Source organism: Caballeronia zhejiangensis (genome assembly GCF_000698575.1).
In the GTDB taxonomy this organism is placed as follows: domain Bacteria; phylum Pseudomonadota; class Gammaproteobacteria; order Burkholderiales; family Burkholderiaceae; genus Caballeronia; species Caballeronia zhejiangensis.
In genome coordinates, this window is sequence record NZ_JFHD01000050.1 from 1 (window position 1) to 20666 (window position 20666).

At 60.3% G+C, this 20666-nt stretch carries 18 protein-coding genes and 1 pseudogene; 6 read left to right on the plus strand and 13 right to left on the minus strand.

Going from position 1 to position 20666, the window contains the following annotated elements:
• Positions 1-101 precede the first annotated feature (101 nt).
• Positions 102-527: a DUF302 domain-containing protein gene (locus tag BG60_RS32925; RefSeq protein ID WP_008344674.1), complete on the minus strand. Its 426-nt coding sequence runs from the start codon at positions 525-527 to the stop codon at positions 102-104.
• Positions 528-664: 137 nt separating this feature from the next.
• Between BG60_RS32925 and dsbG the strand changes: the two genes are divergently transcribed.
• Positions 665-1519 (plus strand): thiol:disulfide interchange protein DsbG, encoded by an 855-nt coding sequence (gene dsbG, locus BG60_RS32930; RefSeq protein ID WP_081851920.1) that lies wholly within the window; start codon positions 665-667, stop codon positions 1517-1519.
• Between the two features lie 88 nt (positions 1520-1607).
• Here the strand turns inward: dsbG and BG60_RS32935 are convergent, their stop codons facing one another.
• The 5 genes from BG60_RS32935 to BG60_RS32955 are packed head-to-tail and all read right to left on the minus strand — an operon-like array spanning position 1608 to position 4535.
• Positions 1608-2393 (minus strand): TlpA family protein disulfide reductase, encoded by a 786-nt coding sequence (locus BG60_RS32935; RefSeq protein ID WP_008344672.1) that lies wholly within the window; start codon positions 2391-2393, stop codon positions 1608-1610.
• Positions 2394-2441: 48 nt separating this feature from the next.
• Positions 2442-3260: a sulfite exporter TauE/SafE family protein gene (locus tag BG60_RS32940; protein ID WP_008344671.1), complete on the minus strand. Its 819-nt coding sequence runs from the start codon at positions 3258-3260 to the stop codon at positions 2442-2444.
• Positions 3261-3317: 57 nt separating this feature from the next.
• Positions 3318-3749, minus strand: a complete 432-nt coding sequence (locus tag BG60_RS32945; RefSeq protein ID WP_033537289.1) for a DUF6691 family protein — start codon at positions 3747-3749, stop codon at positions 3318-3320.
• A gap of 13 nt (positions 3750-3762) precedes the next feature.
• Positions 3763-4197, minus strand: coding sequence for a YeeE/YedE family protein (locus tag BG60_RS32950; RefSeq protein ID WP_008344669.1), 435 nt, complete (start codon positions 4195-4197; stop codon positions 3763-3765).
• 11 nt (positions 4198-4208) lie between these two features.
• Positions 4209-4535: an ArsR/SmtB family transcription factor gene (locus tag BG60_RS32955; protein WP_008344668.1), complete on the minus strand. Its 327-nt coding sequence runs from the start codon at positions 4533-4535 to the stop codon at positions 4209-4211.
• Between the two features lie 83 nt (positions 4536-4618).
• Between BG60_RS32955 and BG60_RS32960 the strand changes: the two genes are divergently transcribed.
• Positions 4619-5479 (plus strand): MBL fold metallo-hydrolase, encoded by an 861-nt coding sequence (locus BG60_RS32960; protein ID WP_008344666.1) that lies wholly within the window; start codon positions 4619-4621, stop codon positions 5477-5479.
• 72 nt (positions 5480-5551) lie between these two features.
• The gene (locus tag BG60_RS32965; RefSeq protein WP_008344664.1) at positions 5552-7219 is read left to right on the plus strand and encodes a bifunctional protein tyrosine phosphatase family protein/NAD(P)/FAD-dependent oxidoreductase; all 1668 of its coding nucleotides are present in this window, start codon (positions 5552-5554) and stop codon (positions 7217-7219) included.
• A gap of 322 nt (positions 7220-7541) precedes the next feature.
• Here the strand turns inward: BG60_RS32965 and BG60_RS32970 are convergent, their stop codons facing one another.
• Positions 7542-8888, minus strand: a complete 1347-nt coding sequence (locus BG60_RS32970) for a PQQ-dependent sugar dehydrogenase (protein ID WP_033537279.1) — start codon at positions 8886-8888, stop codon at positions 7542-7544.
• 337 nt (positions 8889-9225) lie between these two features.
• On the opposite strand from BG60_RS32970, the gene BG60_RS32975 reads away from it, so the two are divergent.
• Positions 9226-9801 (plus strand): cytochrome b, encoded by a 576-nt coding sequence (locus BG60_RS32975; RefSeq protein WP_008344660.1) that lies wholly within the window; start codon positions 9226-9228, stop codon positions 9799-9801.
• Between the two features lie 39 nt (positions 9802-9840).
• A pseudogene (locus BG60_RS39815) lies at positions 9841-10053 on the plus strand (VIT1/CCC1 transporter family protein); the annotation flags it as partial.
• Positions 10054-10380: 327 nt separating this feature from the next.
• Here BG60_RS39815 and BG60_RS32985 read toward each other — a convergent pair.
• Entirely contained in the window at positions 10381-11643 is a 1263-nt protein-coding gene (locus BG60_RS32985) for a putative Na+/H+ antiporter (RefSeq protein ID WP_008344658.1), read from the minus strand.
• A gap of 643 nt (positions 11644-12286) precedes the next feature.
• Here BG60_RS32985 and BG60_RS32990 point away from each other — a divergent pair.
• Positions 12287-14002 (plus strand): peptidoglycan D,D-transpeptidase FtsI family protein, encoded by a 1716-nt coding sequence (locus tag BG60_RS32990; RefSeq protein ID WP_235366358.1) that lies wholly within the window; start codon positions 12287-12289, stop codon positions 14000-14002.
• 683 nt (positions 14003-14685) lie between these two features.
• Here the strand turns inward: BG60_RS32990 and BG60_RS33000 are convergent.
• Genes BG60_RS33000 through BG60_RS33020 form a run of 5 tightly spaced genes read right to left on the minus strand, consistent with a single transcriptional unit; the run spans position 14686 to position 20657 of the window.
• Complete coding sequence (locus tag BG60_RS33000; protein WP_008344654.1) at positions 14686-16464, minus strand: glycoside hydrolase family 15 protein; 1779 nt, start codon at positions 16462-16464, stop codon at positions 14686-14688.
• Positions 16461-17459, minus strand: coding sequence for an SDR family oxidoreductase (locus tag BG60_RS33005; protein ID WP_008344653.1), 999 nt, complete (start codon positions 17457-17459; stop codon positions 16461-16463). Before BG60_RS33005 ends, BG60_RS33000 begins: the two co-directional genes overlap by 4 nt.
• A gap of 12 nt (positions 17460-17471) precedes the next feature.
• The gene (locus BG60_RS33010) at positions 17472-19115 is read right to left on the minus strand and encodes a GMC family oxidoreductase (RefSeq protein WP_008344652.1); all 1644 of its coding nucleotides are present in this window, start codon (positions 19113-19115) and stop codon (positions 17472-17474) included.
• Positions 19105-19749, minus strand: coding sequence for a gluconate 2-dehydrogenase subunit 3 family protein (locus BG60_RS33015; RefSeq protein WP_008344651.1), 645 nt, complete (start codon positions 19747-19749; stop codon positions 19105-19107). The genes BG60_RS33010 and BG60_RS33015 overlap by 11 nt, the downstream gene beginning before the upstream one ends.
• Positions 19746-20657 (minus strand): hypothetical protein, encoded by a 912-nt coding sequence (locus BG60_RS33020; RefSeq protein ID WP_008344650.1) that lies wholly within the window; start codon positions 20655-20657, stop codon positions 19746-19748. The genes BG60_RS33015 and BG60_RS33020 overlap by 4 nt, the downstream gene beginning before the upstream one ends.
• Positions 20658-20666 lie beyond the last annotated feature (9 nt).

Here is a 20666-nt window from a genome sequence, read left to right on the forward strand (position 1 = left end):
GCTGATCCGTATGCTGCCGCACCTGAAGAAACGGTGAGAACGGTGACGGCCACTGTGCACACGCCTGCTAAGCAACGCAACGGCCATAAACCCCGCAGTATTCAGAGTCCCGCAATCACGTTTCTCAGCTTTTCGCGCAGTTCTTCCGCGATAGACGCTAGCGCCGAATTATTAGTGGCTTGCATCGACGCAACCGGGTCAACGGCCGCAACTTCAACGTCACCGCCCGCCGGCTCGTGGATTACGACGTTGCAGGGCAGCATGGCGCCGATCTTGTCTTCCGCTTGCAACGCCCGATAGGCAAAGGTGGGATTGCAGGCACCCAGAATTCGGTAGCGCCGAAAAGCGATGTCGATCTTCGCCTTTAGAGTGCCTTGGACATCGATATCCGTGAGAACGCCGAATCCCTGACTCGTCAACGCGTCGATTACACGACGGACCGCGTCGTCGAATGAAATCGCAAGAGTTTTTGCAAAGTAGTAGGCCATTTTGGGCTTCTCAAAAATGTATGAGATTGCGTAGTCCATGCCACGTTGTCGATCCCAGGCTTAATCGTTTGGGCATATAGCGCCGCCGCCGTCCCGTGGGCCGATACTTCATCCCGTGCAGGACCCGCTCCGTTTTGAGAAGTCGCATGTCATCGTTTGAAGGAGAATGTAGCCTGATGTCGTCCTTTTGTTTGTCGCGAGAAGCGCGGTGCGGAAATTTGCTTCGCGTAGCCTGCTTTTCTGGCCTATTGTCATTGTTTGCGGCGCCGGCGCCGGTTTCCTCGGCAGACCTCCCTCCAGTTATCAAGACGCTGCAGGCGCAAGGTATGAGCCTCCTGGGCCCCCTACCCGCGCCCCCCGGCATGACCGGCTGGGCAGGGCGGGCAGGCGTTCAACCACTTGCACTATATGTGACGAAGGACGGGCAGGACGCTATCGCTGGAACCTTCATCGACAGAAACGGCAACGATTTGACTCACGACGTGCTCAAGGCGTCCGCTGAACCGTCTATCTCGAAAGAACTCTGGGCCCAGTTGGAGCATGCCACCTGGGTCGTTGACGGAAAGCCGACTGCGCCAAAGGTCGTGTATGTTTTCACCGATCCCAATTGCCCGTATTGTTCGAGGTTCTGGGTCGAGGCGCGCCCTTGGGTGGATGCCGGACGGATGCAAATCCGGCACGTGCTTGTCGGCATACTTACGCCTAGCAGTCCTGGAAAGGCTGCCGCACTGCTCACGAGTCGTGATCCGTCATCGGCCTTGCACGACTATGAAGCGCGGCAGACGAAGACGGTTGACGCTCAGATGGCGGCCGGCCACGCTCGGGCTCTTGAGGACAAGACGCTGCCGCCACTCGACCCGATCCCCGTCGACATCGCAAAAAAGCTAGCGGCAAACGCGGAGCTGATGCATGCCTTTACGATGCAAGCGACGCCGGGTTTTGTCTGGCGCGACAATGCGGGAGCTGTTCAGGCGCGCACTGGCTTGCCACCGGATCAACTCGAAAGCGTGCTCGGGCCGAAGCCTCGCTGAGCGATCGACCCAACAATGCTGTTAGCCGCGCAGGACACGTGACGGTGCCTATCGTGGGGCTTCCGACCGGTCGTTAGGCACGGCGTGCTCATTTCGGGAACAGGTGCTTGAGCGCGTCGGATAGCGTCGCTTGTGAAAAGGGGCCTAGGTGCTCAGCGACGAGACGCCCTGATCGGTCGTAAAACAGTGTGGTCGGGTAACCTCTCACGGAGAGTCGTGTAGCAAGGTTACCGCGTGGATCGTGAAGCGAATGGTCCAAGCGAATGTCACGCGCTTCGAGATAAGGCCTTACGCCTGACGTGTCGATGTCTTCGTTCAGAAAGATGAAGTTCACGCCGGGCATCTCTCGCTGCATCTGTGCAAAGACCGGAAGCTCGGCTTGACACGGCGGGCACCAGGTCGCCCAGACGTTAATCACTGTCGGTTTTCCGGAAATCTGGATGATCTCGGTCGTATCAGTCGTGGTGGGCAGGGTCGCTCGAGGTAGATCAGGTTGCACCATTTGAGACGCGAGAACTTGTCCAGAACCGTAGACGACCGTGCCGGCAAGGAGTGCGACAATTACTGGAAGGCGGCGAGCATCCTTTCTTGTTAAACGCCAGGCTAAGATAAGGAATGATCCAAGCAATCCGGCCGGAGCGTCGAATCCGAGGTCTTGTACATCCAGGACTTGCAAAAGGTCGCCGTAGTCGGAAACATAGCGTGCAACGAATGCCAATCGAGCGACAAGCAATCCGACACAAATCACAATCGCGACGTCTGCCTCGGCGGTAGCGCGCCCGGGGCCGAGCACACCGGCAACCGACAGAGCTGCAAACACTGCCAACAAGAAAATCAACGGAGGCAGCGGTATAACAAGATGTCCAATCTGCATGATGGGTTTGCCGGCACCAAAAATTCAATGTGTTGCTGGGGCTCTGGGTCAGGCCGCCATTGCGACCTTCGCGACCATGCCTATCGCAATGAGTCCGGCGACCACCGCAAATGCCTGTTGCAGTCGTTGACCGCTCAAGCGATTCCCGATAAGCCTGCCGCCTAGCATGCCGATCATCGCGCCTGCGGCAAAAGGCACACCGACCTGCCAGTTCATCCGCCCGATGAGCGCTGTTGAGATGACGCCGGAAGCCGACACCAGCGTGATGACCGCGAGCGATGTCGCCATGATTGCTTGAACGGGAGCATTGGTTGCCTTCTGAAGCGCTGGCACGATGACGAATCCGCCACCTACGCCAAGCAGGCCAGACAAAAAACCGGCACCGATGCCAGCAAGGGCGATTGCTCTCGTACAGGCGGCAGTCCACACGAACCGGCCGGTGCCACCGTGCAACTGGCAGGGCTGGACAGGTTGGTCGCCCTGCACGGGCTGGGGTGTGCCGGTGGTGCCCTGCCTAAACATCCGCAGCGCCACATATGCTAGGACCGCTGCGAAGATGAGCGCAAGCGGCCCGTTCGGGAGGCGATGCGCGAGCCACAAACCCACGGGAGAAAATACTGTTCCCACCGCTGCCATCAACATAGCGGCCCGGTAGCGCACCAATCGAGCGCGCAGTCCCATGACTGCGCCTAATGCGGCCGATACCCCGACCGCCAGCAGCCCGACGGGCGCGGCTTCTGCAACGCCCAAATGAAGCCCGAACAGGAGCAGTGGAACGGCGAGGATGGCGCCGCCGGCACCGGTAAGCGCGAGAATGAGGCCGACTATCCCACCTAGTAAGGCGCTATTGACTAAAACGTGATCCACAGACTGACCTTTGTGAAAATGGTTAATCAACTGCTGGGATGTAGACGAGTGGGCTATTCATGCCCGTTGCATGGTCGCTTTTGCCCGCTCCACGAGTTCGAAGACGACCATGCCAGCGATCATTGCCGCCACGAAACCAACAGCTTTCGGATATCCCGCGCCGAGCGCGACCAATGCCGGGCCTGGGCAAAATCCGGCTAAGCCCCAGCCGATACCGAAAACAGCGCTGCCGAAGATTAGTCTCGACGTGATGGCCGTGCCGGCCGGAAGTTGCATAGGCGCTCCAAGGAGCGAACTGTTTCGGCGCTTCGCGACAAAAAATGCCAGAGAGCCGACCGCGATGGCTCCGGCCATCACAAAGGCAAGCGATGGATCCCAGCGGCCCGCGAGATCGAGGAAACCCAGCACCTTGGCGGGATTCGCCATGCCGGAGACCATCAACCCGATACCGAAAAGCAAGCCAGCGAGTAGGGCCGCGAGGCGTGTCATGAGGGCAGTCATATCAGCCTCCAATCAGGTGACGTTGCACGAAAACAGTCAAGATTCCGGCCAACATGAAGGTAGCGGTTGCGGCCAGCGAGCGCACCGACCCACGCGACAGGCCGCAGACGCCGTGACCGCTGGTACAGCCGCTGGCATAGCGGGTGCCAATACCCACGAGAAACCCAGCAGCGAGGATAGCTCCCCAGCCTGCTTCAATGTCCACGTGAGTAGACCTGCCGAGGACGCTTGCTACGACGGGCGCGCCTATCAGACCGGTGAGGAATGCAATCCGCCAGCCAACGTCATTGCGCGGCCAGCTCAGCAGGCCGCCGATGATGCCGCTTATTCCCGCGATTCGGCCGTTGCAAAGCACGAGCACGGCGGCGGCGATGCCGATCACGAGTCCCCCCGCCAGCGACATGCCGGGTGTGAAATGGATGACGTCAATCAGCATGATGGATCCCCTTACTGCTGCGGGCAGAATTGTTCATAAAGTACCGCCATCACCGCGAGAGCTTGCGGGCTGGCCACCGAATAGAAGATGTTTTTGCCCTCGCGGCGCGTATTCACCAGGCCGCTTTCCCGCAACACGCCCAACTGCTGCGAGAGAGTGGGCTGCCGGATGCCGAGCAGTTGCTCCACTTCGCCGACGGAAAGCTCTCCTTGGGAAAGCTGGCACATCAGGAGCAGGCGGTCCGGGTTGGCGAGAACCTTCAGCAGGGCGCATGCATTTTCGGCGCCGGCCTGCATCGTGGCCAGATCGAGCGTCGGATTGGGATTGGAGTGTTTCATAAAATGTTCACGATCTATCTGAATATAGTATATTGCAAAACATAATGTTTGTGAATAGAATGGGCGCATCCAAGGAGCAACACATGAAGCCCATCATTCACCCGTTTTTCGACTCAGCGACCTGGACCGTGACATACGTGGTTTACGAGGAAGGTGATTCAGCGTGCGCCATCATTGACTCAGTGCTGGATTACGACCCGAAATCGGGCCGCACGTCTACGGCCAGTGCCGACAACGTGATTGCTTTCGTGCGCGAGCGCGGGCTGCGTGTCGAGTGGATTCTGGAGACCCATGCGCACGCCGACCATCTCTCTGCCGCCACGTATCTCAAGCGAGAAGTCGGTGGCCACATCGCGATCGGCAAGAACATCTGCCGGGTGCAAGGGGTGTTCAAGAAGCTCTTCAACCTGGAGCCCGAGTTTCGCCTCGATGGGTCGCAGTTCGACCATCTTTTCGCCGATGGCGAAACGTTTGCCATCGGCGGCTTGACAGGAAAGGCGATGCATGTGCCGGGTCACACGCCAGCTGACATGGCCTACCGGATCGGCGACGCCGTATTCGTCGGCGATACGCTCTTCATGCCGGACGTGGGCACCGCTCGTTGTGACTTTCCAGGCGGCGATGCGCACGAGCTCTATCGTTCCATACGCAAACTGCTGGACCTGCCGTTGCACACACGGCTCTTCATGTGCCATGACTATCCGCCCGAGGGACGCGAACCCACATGGGAAACGACAGTGGGTGCGCAGCGCGATGGCAACATCCATGTGCATGAGGGTGTGAGCGAGGAGCAGTTCGTGGCGATGCGGCAGGCACGCGATGCGACCTTGGCGATGCCCATGCTGATATTGCCGGCGGTACAGGTCAACGTCCGGGCGGGCGACCTTCCTCCGCCGGAAGAAAACGGAATCCGTTACCTCAAGATCCCGCTCAATGCTGTTTGATGCAGTGCTTGCCTGGCGTGGCGTCGAGAACGCCAGGCCGGCGCGTGGTTCAACGCTTTCAGGAAGTACCTCATGATTGTGCGCCCCCTCGCCACCGATCTTTCCGTTTCTCCTCAAATCAGTACTACTGATGTCTCAACTTTACAGGAACTCGGCTTTCGGTCGATTGTGTGCCACCGACCGGACGGGGAGGCGCCGAACCAGCCTTCGTTCAGAGAGATCGCTCACGCAGCGAACCTGGCCGGAATTCAGGCGATCTATCAACCGGTTGTACCGGGACAGGGTTTGATCGAAGAGGCCGTTGTGTTCGCAGCGCTTTGTGCCGAATTGCCCAAGCCGATCCTCGCCTATTGTCGCACCGGAACGCGGTCCACGACCCTGTGGGCGATGTCGCGGGCGGGCAATGTTACTTCGGCTATGGCGCGCGAGCGCACACAGCGAGCTGAATCCGATTCGGCAACCGTGGTGCCGGGAAACAAAGACGTACAGGCGGCGTTGGTGGAAGTTGTCGAGGCGGAACACACTGTAGTGATCGTCGGCGGGGGTGCGGCCGGAATCGCGGTGGCGTCAAGTTTGCGCGCCCGCGATCCCAAAATGGATGTCGCCATCATCGATCCTGCTGACACACACTATTATCAGCCAGGGTGGACGCTGGTGGGCGCCGGGATATTCGACGCCGCCGATACCGCGCGCACGATGGCCTCATGCGTACCTCCAGGCATTCATTGGATCAAAGCCGCCGTGCTAGCGTTCGAGCCCGACACTCACGCGGTGGTAATCGAGGGAGGGCGGAAGGTACGCTATCAGCGACTTGTCGTCTGCCCGGGGATCAAGGTCAACTGGCATGGCGTCGAAGGGCTCGTCGAAACACTGGGCCGCAACGGCGTGACCTCGAATTATCGTTTTGACCTCGCACCGTACACGGCGGATCTGGTCAAGCGAATGCGTGGCGGCACGGCGCTCTTTACTCAGCCGCCCATGCCCATCAAGTGTGCCGGCGCACCGCAAAAGGCGATGTATCTTTCGTGCGATACGTGGCGACGTAACGGTGTGCTGCAGAGCACGCAGGTGCAGTTCTTCAACGCAGGAGCCGCGCTATTTGGTGTGCCAGACTATGTGCCTGCGCTAATGGAGTATGTCGAGTCATACGGCATCGACTTGCGCTTCGGCCATACGTTGAGGAGCATCGATGGATCTCGCGGTCGCGCAACCTTCGAGCGCGTGCTAGCGGATGGCAGCACGGACCGGGTCGAGTCGGATTTCGACATGATCCATGTGGTGCCCCCACAGACGGCGCCGGACTTCGTGCGCTCGAGTCCACTCGCGGACGCGGCCGGCTGGATCGATGTCGATCGCGGCACCCTGTGTCACACGAAGTATGAGGATATCTACGCGTTAGGCGACGCGATCAACGCCCCGAACGCAAAGACGGCGGCCGCCGCCCGCAAGCAGGCACCTGTCGTCGCACACAATGTTTTGGCAAGCCTGGGTCGCGTCGCTAGGATCGCACTGTACGACGGCTATGGATCATGTCCGCTAACGGTAGAGCACGGTAAGGTCGTGCTCGCGGAGTTTGTCTATGGTGGAAAGCTTGCACCGAGCTTTCCGGCCTGGCTGATCGACAGCACGCGGCCGTCGCGTCTAGCATGGTTCCTCAAGGAACGAGTTCTGCCGCCGCTTTACTGGAACGGCATGCTCAAGGGACGCGAGTGGATGGCGCGTCCTGCTCAGGTTGAGTGAACTTGAGCGCCGAATGCAATCGCGCCTGGTAAGGGCGGATTAAGCATTGGATTGTCGCTCGTGAAGGGCTTTGTGGAACAGCATGGCGGTACAGTGGTTGGCGATGGTGCGGTCATTCGGCGCGGATGTCCGATCAATTACCACAAACTGCCAAATCGCGACAACGCTGGTTCTTTATTGCAGAGCGTCACCGGGACCCAGTTCCGGGTCCCCGTCTTTTGAAGTGACGCCACGTGCGTGCTGCTTTGACTGATGGAGCGGTTCTAATCGGCACGGTAACCTTGCGGTCGCCCGGTTGCCGATCAAACCGGCCAGGGTTGTGTCATTTACCTGTCGGCGCGACGTCAGCCGATCTGTCGTCGGTGCGCGGCGCTATTCGCCATACAGCGTTGCCGACGTCGTCAGCCACAAGCAAGGCACCATGCGCGTCCAGTGCGACACCAACGGGTCGACCCACGGCGTAGCCGTCTGTCGTCAGGAAGCCGCTCAGGAAATCCTCAGGTACGCCAGCAGGTTTTCCATCGAAAAATGGCACAAACACCACCTTGTAGCCGGTACGTGGTTTACGGTTCCATGACCCATGCTGGCCGACAAATGCGCCTCCACGATAATGAGGCGGAAACAGCGTTCGGTCGTAAAAGACCAGACCGAGCGAAGCCGTATGATTGCCGAGCGCATAGTCCGGCGCGATGGCTTTTGCAACCAGATCGGGGCGTTGCGGTTTGACGCGGGTGTCGATGTGCTGTCCGTAGTAGCTGTAGGGAAACCCATAAAAAGCGCCATCTTTCACGGCGGTCATGTAGTCGGGGACAAGATTGTTGCCGAGATCGTCGCGCTCATTGACTGCCGTCCACAACGCGCCACTGTCCGGTTGCCAGGCAAGTCCGTTGGCGTTGCGCAATCCAGTCGCATAGGGCCGCACATGGCCCGTGTCGATGTCGAACACGAGGATACGCGCTCGACCTTCTTCGGCGTCGACTCCATTTTCCCCCGCGTTGCTGTTCGATCCCACCGTGATGTACAGATGCTTGCCGGAGCGATCCGCCAGGATGTTCTTGGTCCAGTGATGGTTGATCGGCCCTGCCGGCAAGTCGGCAACCTTGACCCCGGGGCTTGTTATCTGGGTGCTGCCCGTCACATAGTTGAAACGCAGCAGAGCGTCCGTATCGGCAACATAGAGTTGATTGCCGATGAGCGCCATCCCGAACGGCGAGTGGAGGCCACCCAGAAACACGGTCTGAGTCCTCGCGACGCCGCTGCCATCCACATCGCGCAACAGCACAATGCGATCGGGGCTCGGCACACCGGCGCCGGCGCGCTTCATGACCTGCTTTCTGACCCAGCCGAATAGGCCGCTGCCCTTATCGTGTTCTTTTGGCGCGTCGCTTTCCGCGACCAGCACGTCACCATTGGGCAGCGTGTAAAGCCAGCGCGGGTGGGCGAGGCCACCGGCAAACTCCGTGACGCGAAAGCCTGCGGGAGCAGTGGGCGTGAAATCGTCGGGGCGCGCCTGAACAGGCGCGATGTTGACCATCGGAATCAAGGACGATTCCGGTGCCGGCATGACGGGCGACGAGCCGAAGCCGGTGTTGCTTGAAGCTGATGGCCCAATCGCACAAGAGGCCAGCGGCAAAACCAGTGAAATAGCCAGACGGTTTAGCAGGCGCATGTAGGTTCCGAGTGAACAGCGTTAATCGACGGTGTACGGGACGAACAGCAATAAACCGGCCATGACGTTGCCTGTTAAATGCGCAAACTATTCGGTGATTCAAGTGGAAAACCTCGGGCTCCCGGCTTCGGTCGTGCTGACCCCCATTGACGGTCGTGCGGGAACAGCAGCGGAGTCGAGCATCCGAAACGCTCCTCCCTCGGCGTCAGCTTTCCTTAAGATAAAGTCGCTAGCATCTATCGGATTTGCGTAGTGCTTTTTTCAGGCCAGCAACTCAAGATTCGCAGGCCGCGCATCCCCATCAATTCATCAAGTCGTGACAACTTGAGGAGCAAGAATGGCGAAGGTCTACAAAATGCAGCGTCCGGCATATGACGCGGTCGCACGCACACTGCACTGGCTAACCGTCCTGTTGGTCGCAATGCAATTTGTGATCGGCTGGACGATGCCGGACGTTCACAAAGACACGCAGCCGGTTGATCTGATCGCGTGGCATCTTGGGGTGGGCGCGACGCTCGTCGCCGTCATTGCAATCCGGGTGATCTGGCGATTGACGCATTGGCCCACGCCGGATGAACTGCCACCGCTACTCAGCGTCGTTTCGCGCATAACGCATGTTCTCCTCTACGCCGCCCTGGTGCTGGTGCCGCTGCTCGGCTGGATCAACGCGTCCTCACGAGGCTGGACGGTCCGCTTGCCGGGCGTGGTGTCCTATCCGGCGCTGAGCGAACCGGGCTCGGCCTTCGGCCACGCGATGGGGGATGTGCACGGCATCCTCGCATGGGTGCTCTTCGCGTTGATTGGTCTGCATGTCGTCGCAGCGCTGTTCCACCGCTTTGTCCTGAAGGACCATGTGCTGCAAAGGATGCTGCCCCACGCAGGCCCGTCGCGTGATCAGGGTCGAGACCGCTAGGGTCCGCCAGCGCCCAAGGCTCACAAGAAACCGCATCGAATCAAGGCGATCGGGTGGCTACGCGCGGCGGTCCTTGGCGCGAACGACGGCATAATTTCGACGGCAAGTCTGATAATCGGCGTCGCGTCCTCGCATGCCGAACACGGCCATCTGGTGCTGACCGGCCAGGCCGGATTGGCAGCCGGCGCGATGTCGATGGCGACAGGCGCGTACGTATCGGTCTCGTCGCAAGCGGATACAGGAACCGCGGCTTCCTGCCGATGCTTGCTTCGTGGCGGCATGCGGTGCGCCGGCACTTGTGCGACGGGTGTTGTGAATCGCGCAATTTCAGGACGGGCGGTTGAGCTCCCGCTTGTTTGCTGCGCGTCCGGCCTTTCTTCTGATGCCGCAGACTTGGCCCAATGTATTCGTACCTCATGCTTTGCCGAGCCGTTCGCATGAATCAACCGGCGAACCACAGCCATCGTCGCGAAAGCTGGCATCAAAATCGGAAGGACGGACTGTTGAAGCCTCAGAGCGGATGTGGATCGGAATGAAAGACCGCCGTTGCCGAGCACCGCAGCCGCGGATTGCCCGTCTTTAAAGAAAGAGGAATGCCGCGCCTGCGGTGATGGTTGGTGCGAGCGCGGCGCCGAGCAATCTCAGGGGGCTTACCGCGCCTCCAGAGAACCGATGTCCCACTATCGCCAAGCCGGCCGGGTTGGGCGCGTTAGCAATTACGGTCAATCCGCCCCCAGTAACAGCTCCTGCCACGAGCAGATACTTTGCGCTGTCAGACAAACCAGATAATAGTGACCCCAGATAAGTGATGGCGGCATTATCCATCACCGCGGTCAGCCCGGTAGCGCCAAAAAAGAGAGTCAGCGCATCCATAGAACCCACGACAGGCCCCAGCCACCATTGTTGCAGTCCGCCGAGCACAATCAAGCCGCCGAGGAAGAATGCAACCAGGAGGCTTTCACGAAGCATGAGCGGCGATTGATGGTGCTCGTAAGCCTGGGTATATCCAAGGAAAAAGAGAAATGCTCCGATGAAAACGACCGCATGATGTGAATTGACGACGACCAGCGCAAGAAATCCTAGATGGACAAGTGTCACGCCGAGAGGGACGCGCTTCAGTCCCGAAGTCTCATCGTCTTTGCTGACCTGTAGCCTCGGTATGCTTTTCGCGGTTAGCCCAACGAAGACAGTCGCATTAAGAAGCACTGCGGCCGCCGCTTTCCAGCCAAATGTCGCCGCCATGAACGCGGTGTTCCATCCCCACACATTTGCAACCATTAATACTGGCGGGGCCGCATATGCAGTTATAACGCCGCCGATCGAAACATTAACGAAGAGCAACGCAAGGCCAAAATATTTGACGCGCTCCGGCGTCTGAGCAACGAACAACCGGTCACGTAGCAAGAGCGCCGCGAGCGTCATAGCAGCCGGCTCCGTTACGAAGGAACCGAGAAGCGGGATGGCAGACAAGGAGAACCAGACGATCGCCACTTCCGTGCGCACCGGAAGGAAACGAGACAGCCCAATCACCGCATTCGTGACAAGCACCAAAATCGGCCGGCTCGCCGCCATGACCATGATCACAAAGACAAAGAGCGCCTCTGTGAACTCGCGATGCTCTAAGTAGCCGACGGTCGCCTCGGCCCCAACAAGCACCCACATGACAAGACACAGCACAAGCGCCCAAAAGCCAAAGATGACCTCGACCTCTGCAAGAAAATGGAAGAGACCTGAGTGCTTAGGAAAGCGCCGGCCAAGTGTCTCGATTCGCGCCACGGCGAAAGTGTGGATGAGTGCGAGTGCGAAAATGACAGCGGCAGCAATTTCAATGGAATGAGGCATTGGTGGAAAGCGCGTGCGGAAGCGAACCCGCGAGTTCATTGTATTCACATCTTACAACAACCATTCACCGCGGAAAGCGGACGGGCGCCAGTCCATTGAGGCAGTTCGTGACACGAGCGGCGATACCCAAGAGGAGCTATCAACGCGTTGTTACCTCTTTCTCAGGGCTACAACGTCACTGATGCGGCGATCATAGAGGAAGCGGACCCGTGCCAATACGGTATCGGCTAGCATCTGCTATTGACCGCGCCTACAAAGCGCACAACCTCGCCGCTGGCAACCTCAATTGCGATCAACGTGCAAGCAACAGCGAGGTGAGCGGGCGGAACGTGTCGCGTCTCTAAGATCCGCGTAAGTGGCTTTGGCTGGATAGCTCGGGATTGCGAACCCGTCACTCCGGATGCGAAAAGCGGCCCTAGGCATTTATGGCACAATGTGCTTCTTCTGAAGGCTGGTGCTCGCAATGCCTGTTAGCCGATCTCAACTCGCGTGCAGTTTCCCTTAGGTTTACCTTGGTAACGTTGTGGCTTCCCGCGAGCTTTGCGCAACAGAGCAAACAACTCTTCTTCTCAAGGCATTAATCGACAGGCGATCGCAATCGTGTTGTGTCCAAGTTATGAGAACGTCCAGAAAATTCGTGCGCTTGTCCAGCCACACCCTTGATCCGAATGTGCTGGAACGTTGGCGATCGAGCGTGCTCAGCGGCGGCTTTGCCGTTTTGTTCGTAGCACTGATCGCACGCGCATTTTGGGTACAAGGCATTAACGATGCGTTTTACCGCCAACAGGGAGAATTGCGGCAGGTGCGCGACTGGCCAACGCATGCTTCACGCGGTAGGATCCTTGATCGTAACGGATTGGCGCTTGCCATCAGCAGTCCAACTCGTTCGCTCTGCGTGGACGCGTCAGGCACCGACGAGCGCGTTTCGCGACAGCAGATCGACGCGCTCGCTCGGCTTATAGACGTAAGGCCGACTGCGATCGAGCAGATTTACGCAGCACATCGCGGATTCGCCTATCTGAGGCGGGAAGTGCCACCTGATGTCGCCGAACGTGCGCTGCGTCTCGGCCTTCCCGGACTTTTTGCGCAGGATGACTATCGACGGTCGTACCCGGAAGGCGAGATCGCCGCCCAGATCACCGGCTTTACGGGCCAGGATGGAAGCGGGCAGGAAGGGATGGAGCGTTTCGCTGAACAGCGCCTGCGCGGAGCGGACGGACACCGACGGGTGCTTCGCAATGCGCGCGGACAGGTGATTGACACCCTCAGCGTTCAAGCGCCCCGCAACGGCCGCGACCTCGCGCTCGCGATTGATCGTTCATTGCAGTATGCTGCGTTCGGCGCTTTGCGCGACGCGGTGAGGCGATCAAATGCGAGATCAGGTTCCGCTATCGTACTGGATGCACACACCGGCGAAGTTCTCGCCATGGCCAACTGGCCGAGCTACGATCCGAATCAGCACGATGCACGAAGTGGCATGGAAGTGCGCAATCGCGCCGTGACGGACGTCTTCGAGCCAGGCTCGGTGATGAAGCCGCTGACTATTGCGCTCGCGCTGCAGCGAGGACGAATTGCGCCCAACACAATCGTCCCTACCGACGGTGGGAAACTTCGACTCGATGGGCGAACCATTCACGACGACAAGAACTTCGGCACTCTCACCACCGCAGGGGTCGTTGAGAAATCGAGTAACGTGGGCACGACCAAAATTGCCTTGCTGCTCTCGGCTGCTGACATGTACGGAAACTTTCACGCGTTGGGGCTCGGTCACGCGCCTCGTGCTGGACTTCCCGGCGCGGCGGCAGGAAGGGTGCGCCCTTATCGCCACTGGCGCCGGATCGAGCAAGCGACGATGGCTTACGGTTACGGACTTTCCGCGTCGCTGCTGCAGCTTGCCCAAGCTTATACGAGCTTCGCGAATGGCGGGCGGATTGTGCCCGCGACAATCTATCGCCGAGATTCAGGACTATCGATGCCAGTGGGACGCCGCGTCTATTCGGAACGGGTTGCACGACAAGTGCTTGGGATGATGGAGAATGTGGTTTCCGCCGACGGTACTGCGCCGCAGGCCGCCGTGCCAGGTTACTCCGTCGCCGGTAAGACGGGAACCGCGTACAAATGGACGACAAAGGGCTACGATCGTCAGCAATATCGGGCTTCGTTCATTGGAATCGTGCCTGCTAAGCGGCCAAGAGTGGTGATTGCGGTATCGATTGACCGGCCACTGCATGGATCACATTTCGGCGGCGCCGTTGCTGGGCCGCCATTTGTCACGATCGCAACGCAAGCGATGCAAGTCTTGAATGTCGCGCCAGACAAGTCCACCGGGAAGAAGGCAGGCGTCCAGGCCACGATGTAGCGCCACTCACTGGTCGGCGAGCGACATGACGGTCGCACCGGAAGGTTGCTCGACGCCTTAACATGAAGTAGACCCACCTGATTTACGCCACGGCATATGCATATACCATTTTCGAGAAGGCTTCAGGAAACAAGAGTGAGCGCGCGCCAGCTGCTTGCGTTGCTGTGTCTTGTCGGTCCAGTGTGCGCACGCCGCTACTTGTAGTGAGACGCAAGAGGTACGCATCGTCGGTGATGCGCCTGCCGCGATTAGCTACGACATTTTCAAGGCGAGTCGACCAGTCGATGCGCGAAAGCTTCCATCGTTCATCGCTGCGCAGCAGGTCAAAATGCTTCCGGATGGAACTCTCGCATGTATCGTTACCGACGACGGTGTGGCTGACCCGGCGGCGATTCTGATTCAGGTCCCAAATGAACCCGTGAACTATTGGGTGAGGAGTTGGAACGTCGAGTTCCTGAGCGCTGCCTACTAGACGCGTGTGCGCATGGTGTGCGTCGAGCGAACCGGTTGAGCAACCGTCGTAGCGTCGCGGCCTTCGTCAGAAGCCTACCGCCAGCGCAAACGACTGCGTTGCGGGCCACTATCCGCGATGGTCAACCGGTCGGACTCGACGTACCGATTTTGCCTACCGCTTCCGGGCGTATGGTAATGTGAAAGCGGCTTGCACCGATGAATGTTCTCTCTTAGCCGCCACCTCGTTGCAAAGTCGGCCCGCAGAGTCCTAACGCAGTGTTGACGATAGCGAGGTGTGTGAGGGCTTGTGGGAAGTTTCCAGCGAGTTGCCTGCTCGGGACGTTGTACTGCTCTGAAAGTAGGCCAAGATCGTTTGCAACGGAGAGTACGCGTTCGAACTGCATCTTAGCTTGCGCTGTGCGCCCTTGCATTTGCAGACAATCGGCCATCCAACACGAACACGCCAAAAAAGCGCCTTCGTTCGCTTCGGCCGGAAACTTCTTGTGCCGACGTATCAAACCCTTCTCATCCAAGTCACAGCGAATTCTTTCGATGGTCGAGGCCATGCGAGCATCGTCGGCAGGTAGGAAGCCGACGAGCGGCATCAAAAGCAGACTTGCATCCAACTCCTCACCTCCGTAGAACTGGGTGAAGGCGCCGAGTCCGTCGTTCCAGCCTTCACGGCAGATCTCCGCGTGGATGGTCTCACGCAATGCGGTGAACCGCGCGATGAGATGGGCGTCTACGCCTTCGATCGAGGATCGATGTTCGACGAACCGATCAAACGCGACCCATGCCATCACCCGAGAGTAGGTGAAGTGACGTGGTTTGGCGCGCGACTCCCAGATCCCCGAACCGGGTGTGTTCCAGACGGACTCAAGATGCTCGACAATGCGCCGTTGCACAATATCATCCTGGCTTGACGGCGGCATGCCCGCGCGACGTGCCACGTCGAGGCAGTCTATGACTTCGCCGAGGACATCCACCTGGTGCTGACCCGCAGCGGCATTGCCGATGCGTACGGGGCGGGCGTAACGGAAGCCCTGTAGCCAGTCAACGTTCCATTCATGCACGTGCCGCCCACCATCGACGCGGTACAGGACCTGGATGTGCTCCGGCGAGCCGGCAATGGTGCGCAATACCCAATTGCGCCACGCGTATGCCTCTGCATCGAAGCCGGCATTCAGGAGCGCGACCATGGCAAAGCTTGTATCTCGCAGCCAGCTATATCGGTAATCCCAGTTGAGTTCGGCCGCGGGCGCCTCAGGTAGCGATGTGGTGGGCGCAGCAACGATCGCGCCGGTACCATGGTGAGTCAACGCTTTCAAGGTGAGAAGCGAGCGTTTCACGGCGCCAGGCCACTCGGTGCGCGCGGTATCGAACTTGCCGATCCAGCCACGCCAATAAGTTTGCGTATCGAGAAGCGCGGCCTCTGCATTGACGGCGCGCGGTAGCGGCTGATGCGACCTACCGTAGCTCATGACGAAAGCGATACGGGCACCGGCGGCAACGTCGAATACAGCTTGGATGATGTCGTCGGCTAATGACAGTTGCACATCGGTGCGCAAGACGACCTGGTCAGGTCCGATGCTAGCCTGTAGTGTACGGTCGATCCGCTCCGCCCAAGGCGAGAGGCGCCCATAGTCGAAGCGCAGACGCAAAGTAGAACGCATCGTGACGGTCCCTCGCAATCCGACGACGATGCGTACTACCGAACTGGGGAAGTTGCCGACCGGCATGAAGTCGATGATGCGGACATGGCCGCCAAGCGTTTCAAAGTCGGTTTCGACGATGACGGTGTCAGGCTGGTAGCGGCGGTCTCGCCGGACCACTGCCTCGTCCGGTGCTAGAGACCAGGAGCCGTTCTCGGGGGTGCCAAGTAACGCTGCGAAGCACGCATCGTCATCAAAGCGCGGCCAGCAAAGCCAGTCGATCGAGCCGTCGCGGCTCAGTAGGGCCGCCGTGCTTCCGTCGCCGAGCAGTGCGTAGTCTTCGATCTGGCGGGTCATTTCGAGGACCCCGAGCGCCGCAAAAGACTCACCAAACCCACGGCGCCAAGGCAAGCAAGCGACCAGAACAACGTGCGATGGCGATCCGTGAACATTTCCCAGCTCTGCTGCTTGGCCTGCTCATCGAAGCGTCCGTGTGCGCTGAAGTCTCCAGGTACCGGTTCGAAGAGATTGTTGGGCGAACCCGGCACTAATGATTCGGCGGTCAGCTGACCGCTGTAACCGCTTTTCGCAAGATAGCGATCAATGAGCGCAGGCGCGACACGGTTGGCGAGGATCGCCTTGACTGTCGGGAAGCCCACCCAGACCTCGCGCCGACGGTGAGTCGCGGCGAAGTAAATGGCGCGCGCGGCGACTTCAGGCTGGAAAATAGGAGCGACGGGCCGCGCACGCTTGCCCATTTTGTTGAGCGCCCAGTCGAACTGGGGAGTGTTCACGGCAGGCAGGTCGACCATGGTCAGATGAACGTTCAGCCGGTCGTGAATGATTTCAGATCGTAACGAATCGGTGAAACCGCGAATGGCGAATTTTGCGCCGCAGTAGGCCGATTGAAGGGGAACCGACCTGTACCCTAGGGCAGAACCGACGTTCACGATCGTGCCTCGATTGCGCACACGCATGCGTGAAAGTGCGGCCATCATGCCGTGCACCTGTCCGAGATAGGTGACTTTGGTGGCGCGTTCGATTTCTTCGGGGGTCAACAAGGACACGGGCGCAAAGGCAGTCGCCATCGCGACGTTCACCCAGACGCTTATCGGCCCGAGTGTCTCTTCAACTTCTGTTGCCGCGGCATCGACCGCGCCTGCATCGGCCACGTCAGTTGAAATGGGCAGTGCGCGCACGCCGTAGGCGTTGCGGAGTTCCTTGGCTGCGCGTTCGAGCCGCCCGGCGTCGCGCGACAGCAGCGCGACATCGAAACCATGACGGGCGAACTCTTCGGCCGAGGCTCGTCCTACTCCCGCGCCTGCCCCCGTCACAACGACTACCTTCTTCATAATAACCTCGTCCTAGAGTTCGCCCCTTGCCGCTAACGCCTCGATGCGATCCGCGGTACGCATCGCGATCGCCTGAATGGTGAGAGAAGGATTCACACCGCCGACGGTCGGAAACACAGAGCCGTCGCAGATCCACAGATTTTCGATGTCCCAGCTCCGGCAGTCCGCATCGACGACGCTCGTCGCGGGATCGTCGCCCATGCGCGCGGTGCCGTTCAGATGACACGTATCGTCGTCCTGACGCCATACGTCGCGCGCGCCGGCTGCATCGAGCGCCATGCTCATGTAATCGAGCGAATGCTTCACGAGACGCCTGTCGTTGTCGCATAGCGAATAGGTGACGCGCGCGACCGGCAGGCCGTACTGATCCTTCTCGTCGGCGAGCGTCACGCGGTTGCGCTCCTGCGGCATCGTTTCGCCGACGATCTTCAAGCCCGCCTGATGGTTGTACTTGCGCATCTCGTCGACGAGCGCCTGGCCCCACAATCCGCGCCCGTTCTGCACGGCGGCCCATGCGACCGGCAGCGGCCCCTGGCTCATGTAGCAATAGCCGCCGAAGAAGTCCTTGCCCTTGTCTTCGTAATTCCAGTGCTCGGTCATCGAAAGCGACGGCGGCCCCTTGTACCAGCGCACTTCTTCTTCCATCGTGCCCCACGCGGCCTGATTCAACTGCACCATCAGATTTTTTCCAACGAGGCCGGAGCTGTTCGCGAGGCCATCGCGATAGCGGTCCGTCGCGGACATCAGCAAGAGACGCGGCGTTTCGATCGCATAGCCCGCGACGACGACATTGCGCGCACGCTGGAAGCGCCATCGTCCTTCGCGGAAGTATTCGACGCCGGTCGCGCGGCCATCGTCGCCCATGACGATGCGGCCGACCATCGCGAGATCGCGAATCTCGGCACCGGCGCGCACTGCACGCGGTATCCATGTGACGAGCGCGCTTTGCTTCGCGTTGGTCGCGCAACCCGACACGCAAAATCCGCGATAGACGCACGGATGCGCTTCGCCGCGCGGCGCGGATACGGTCGCGAGCGGCGTCGGCGTCCAGTCGATGCCGAGCGCTTCGCAGCCGCGCGCGAGCACGAGCGCAGCCGCGTTCAGCTCATGCGGACGATACGGATAACGCGGCCTTTTCGGTCCCCACGGATACGTGACCGGTCCCGCGATCTTCAGCGCATTCTCGACTTGCGCGTAGTAGCGCCACATCTCGCGCCAGTCGAGCGGCCAGTCCGCGCCATAACCGAGCAAGGTCCGCGACTTGAACCACTCGGGACGAAAGCGCAGCGACACCATCGCGAAGTGCACGGTGCTGCCGCCAACTGCCCTGCCGCTATTGTTGTTGCCGAGCTTGAGCGGATCGTCGCCGTCGCAGATGCGCTCGTCGGTCCAGAAGAGTTTCGATTGATGCGTCTCGTCCGATGCGAACTCTTCGAGGGGACGCCACCATGCGCCCGCATCGAACGCGACGACGCGAAAGCCTTTCTCCGCGAGACGGCATGCGAGCGTGCCGCCGCCCGCGCCCGTGCCGACGATCGCGAAATCGACCGCATCGTCTTCGTCGTATTCGCGCATCGGCAGCCACGCGCCATGATGGAAGACATCGGGCGCGCGTCCGTGCTTGCCGCGCGGCGCATGTTGCGGATCATCGGACACGCTGGTTCTCCTTCTTGGCGCGTGCTTCGTCGCCGGGCTTCGCTTCGACCGCGTCCCACGGATCGCGGCGATCGAACACCATGCGGACATAGCCGCGCGGATTCGCCGGTCCGCCGAAACCGATCTCGCTCCACGCGCGCGGATGCGAGTAATACGCACCGCAGATGTCGCGCAGCACGCGCATCGAGAAGAAGAGCGCGGGCGGCATGCGGCGCCATGCACCGTGATTCAACGTGCCTTGCTGCATGTCGCGCAGCAGCGCGTTCTGCGCTTCCTTGCCGATGCTCGCAAAGGGCAGTTCATGACGCGCGCGGCTTTCGGCATCGAGTGCGGCAAGGCCGATGCGCCATGCTTCGCGCATCGGTGGAAGACGCGTATCGCGATATCCGTCGCCGGTGTCTTTCACGAGCTTGGCATCGAGCAATGCGGGCAATGGCACGGGCTCGCGCTCGTCGCCCTGCGGCACGATGCACGCGCACAGCGCACGCAACGCGATCCATTCGACGGCATCGAAGAAGCGCGCTTCTTCCGGCGTCGCGAGACGTTCGTCGATGACCTTGCGCGTGATGTCGTCCCATGAGGGCGTATCGCGTTTCTTCGTGACGTCGTAGCCGGGATAGCGAGGCAGCGTCATCGCTCGGTCTCCCGCAGGCGCAATGCGGCGAGGGCCGCGAGCGCGAGCGCCGAAAAGCTCGGCGGCGCGGGCAAGGGCGGACCGTTGAAGAGATTCTGGCTCCAGTTGCGCCAGCCGCCCTGATTGCGCGCAATGCCGCGCGCATGAAAGCCCACGCCGATGAAACCGAGCGCCGTCGTCATGCGCAGCCAGAGCCGCGTGAACCAGCGCTCGCGCGGTGCCGCGATCGCGGCGTTCACGAGCAACGCGGACGCCACCGGCGGAATCACGATGGGGGCATACATCACCGGATTCTGGAACGCGCCGCGAAAATGCAGCAATGCGACTTCGCCGAGCGTGCCGGCGATGCCCGCGCTCGTCAGCAGCGCGAGCGCCTGTCCCGCCGGCATGCCGAACATTCGTGGCTCATGCGCGGGCTCGTCGCGCAGTCTTTCGGCGACGGCACCCAGCGCGCCCGAAAGCAGCAAGGCCATTGGGGCGCCGATCGGGGCGGCATAGAAGAGGTTATGCCAGCTCCATCCACCGGGACGCTTCGTGATGTTGTAGAGATGAAATCCGGTGCCAGCCACGCCCGCGAGCGCCGCGCCGAGATAGACCGAATCGCGTACCAGATGGCGCTGCGTCTCGTGATCGCGTCCGCCGTGCAGGCCCGCCAGCAGGGAGAGAGTGGAGGCGACGAGCGGCGTGAACATCGCGGGGTTGTCGAAGGAGCCGCGGTAGTGCTCCATCGCGCTATCCGCGAGCACGGAAAGCGCGAGCAGCGCGGAGCTGCGATTGAAGGTGCGCGCCGTATCGATATGCGTCTCCATCGGCGTTTCATGCGTGCGCGTTTTTCTGCCGATCAAGGCCGCGCCCGCAGCGGCGATGCCGCAGGCAATCGCGATGTTCCCTGACGTGATGTGCTTCATCGATCATTC

Excerpts from the sequence above, each read along its gene's own strand:
- BG60_RS33000 (WP_008344654.1), bottom strand. The coding sequence starts at position 16,464 with ATGACCCGCCAGATCGAAGACTACGCACTGCTCGGCGACGGAAGCACG.
- BG60_RS32975 (WP_008344660.1), top strand. The coding sequence starts at position 9,226 with ATGGCGAAGGTCTACAAAATGCAGCGTCCGGCATATGACGCGGTCGCA.
- BG60_RS32950 (WP_008344669.1), bottom strand. The coding sequence starts at position 4,197 with ATGCTGATTGACGTCATCCATTTCACACCCGGCATGTCGCTGGCGGGG.
- BG60_RS32955 (WP_008344668.1), bottom strand. The coding sequence starts at position 4,535 with ATGAAACACTCCAATCCCAATCCGACGCTCGATCTGGCCACGATGCAG.
- BG60_RS32935 (WP_008344672.1), bottom strand. The coding sequence starts at position 2,393 with ATGCAGATTGGACATCTTGTTATACCGCTGCCTCCGTTGATTTTCTTG.
- BG60_RS33020 (WP_008344650.1), bottom strand. The coding sequence starts at position 20,657 with ATGAAGCACATCACGTCAGGGAACATCGCGATTGCCTGCGGCATCGCC.
- BG60_RS32945 (WP_033537289.1), bottom strand. The coding sequence starts at position 3,749 with ATGACACGCCTCGCGGCCCTACTCGCTGGCTTGCTTTTCGGTATCGGG.
- BG60_RS32970 (WP_033537279.1), bottom strand. The coding sequence starts at position 8,888 with ATGCGCCTGCTAAACCGTCTGGCTATTTCACTGGTTTTGCCGCTGGCC.
- BG60_RS32960 (WP_008344666.1), top strand. The coding sequence starts at position 4,619 with ATGAAGCCCATCATTCACCCGTTTTTCGACTCAGCGACCTGGACCGTG.
- dsbG (WP_081851920.1), top strand. The coding sequence starts at position 665 with ATGTCGTCCTTTTGTTTGTCGCGAGAAGCGCGGTGCGGAAATTTGCTT.
- BG60_RS32985 (WP_008344658.1), bottom strand. The coding sequence starts at position 11,643 with ATGCCTCATTCCATTGAAATTGCTGCCGCTGTCATTTTCGCACTCGCA.
- BG60_RS32965 (WP_008344664.1), top strand. The coding sequence starts at position 5,552 with ATGATTGTGCGCCCCCTCGCCACCGATCTTTCCGTTTCTCCTCAAATC.
- BG60_RS33005 (WP_008344653.1), bottom strand. The coding sequence starts at position 17,459 with ATGAAGAAGGTAGTCGTTGTGACGGGGGCAGGCGCGGGAGTAGGACGA.
- BG60_RS33015 (WP_008344651.1), bottom strand. The coding sequence starts at position 19,749 with ATGACGCTGCCTCGCTATCCCGGCTACGACGTCACGAAGAAACGCGAT.
- BG60_RS32925 (WP_008344674.1), bottom strand. The coding sequence starts at position 527 with ATGGACTACGCAATCTCATACATTTTTGAGAAGCCCAAAATGGCCTAC.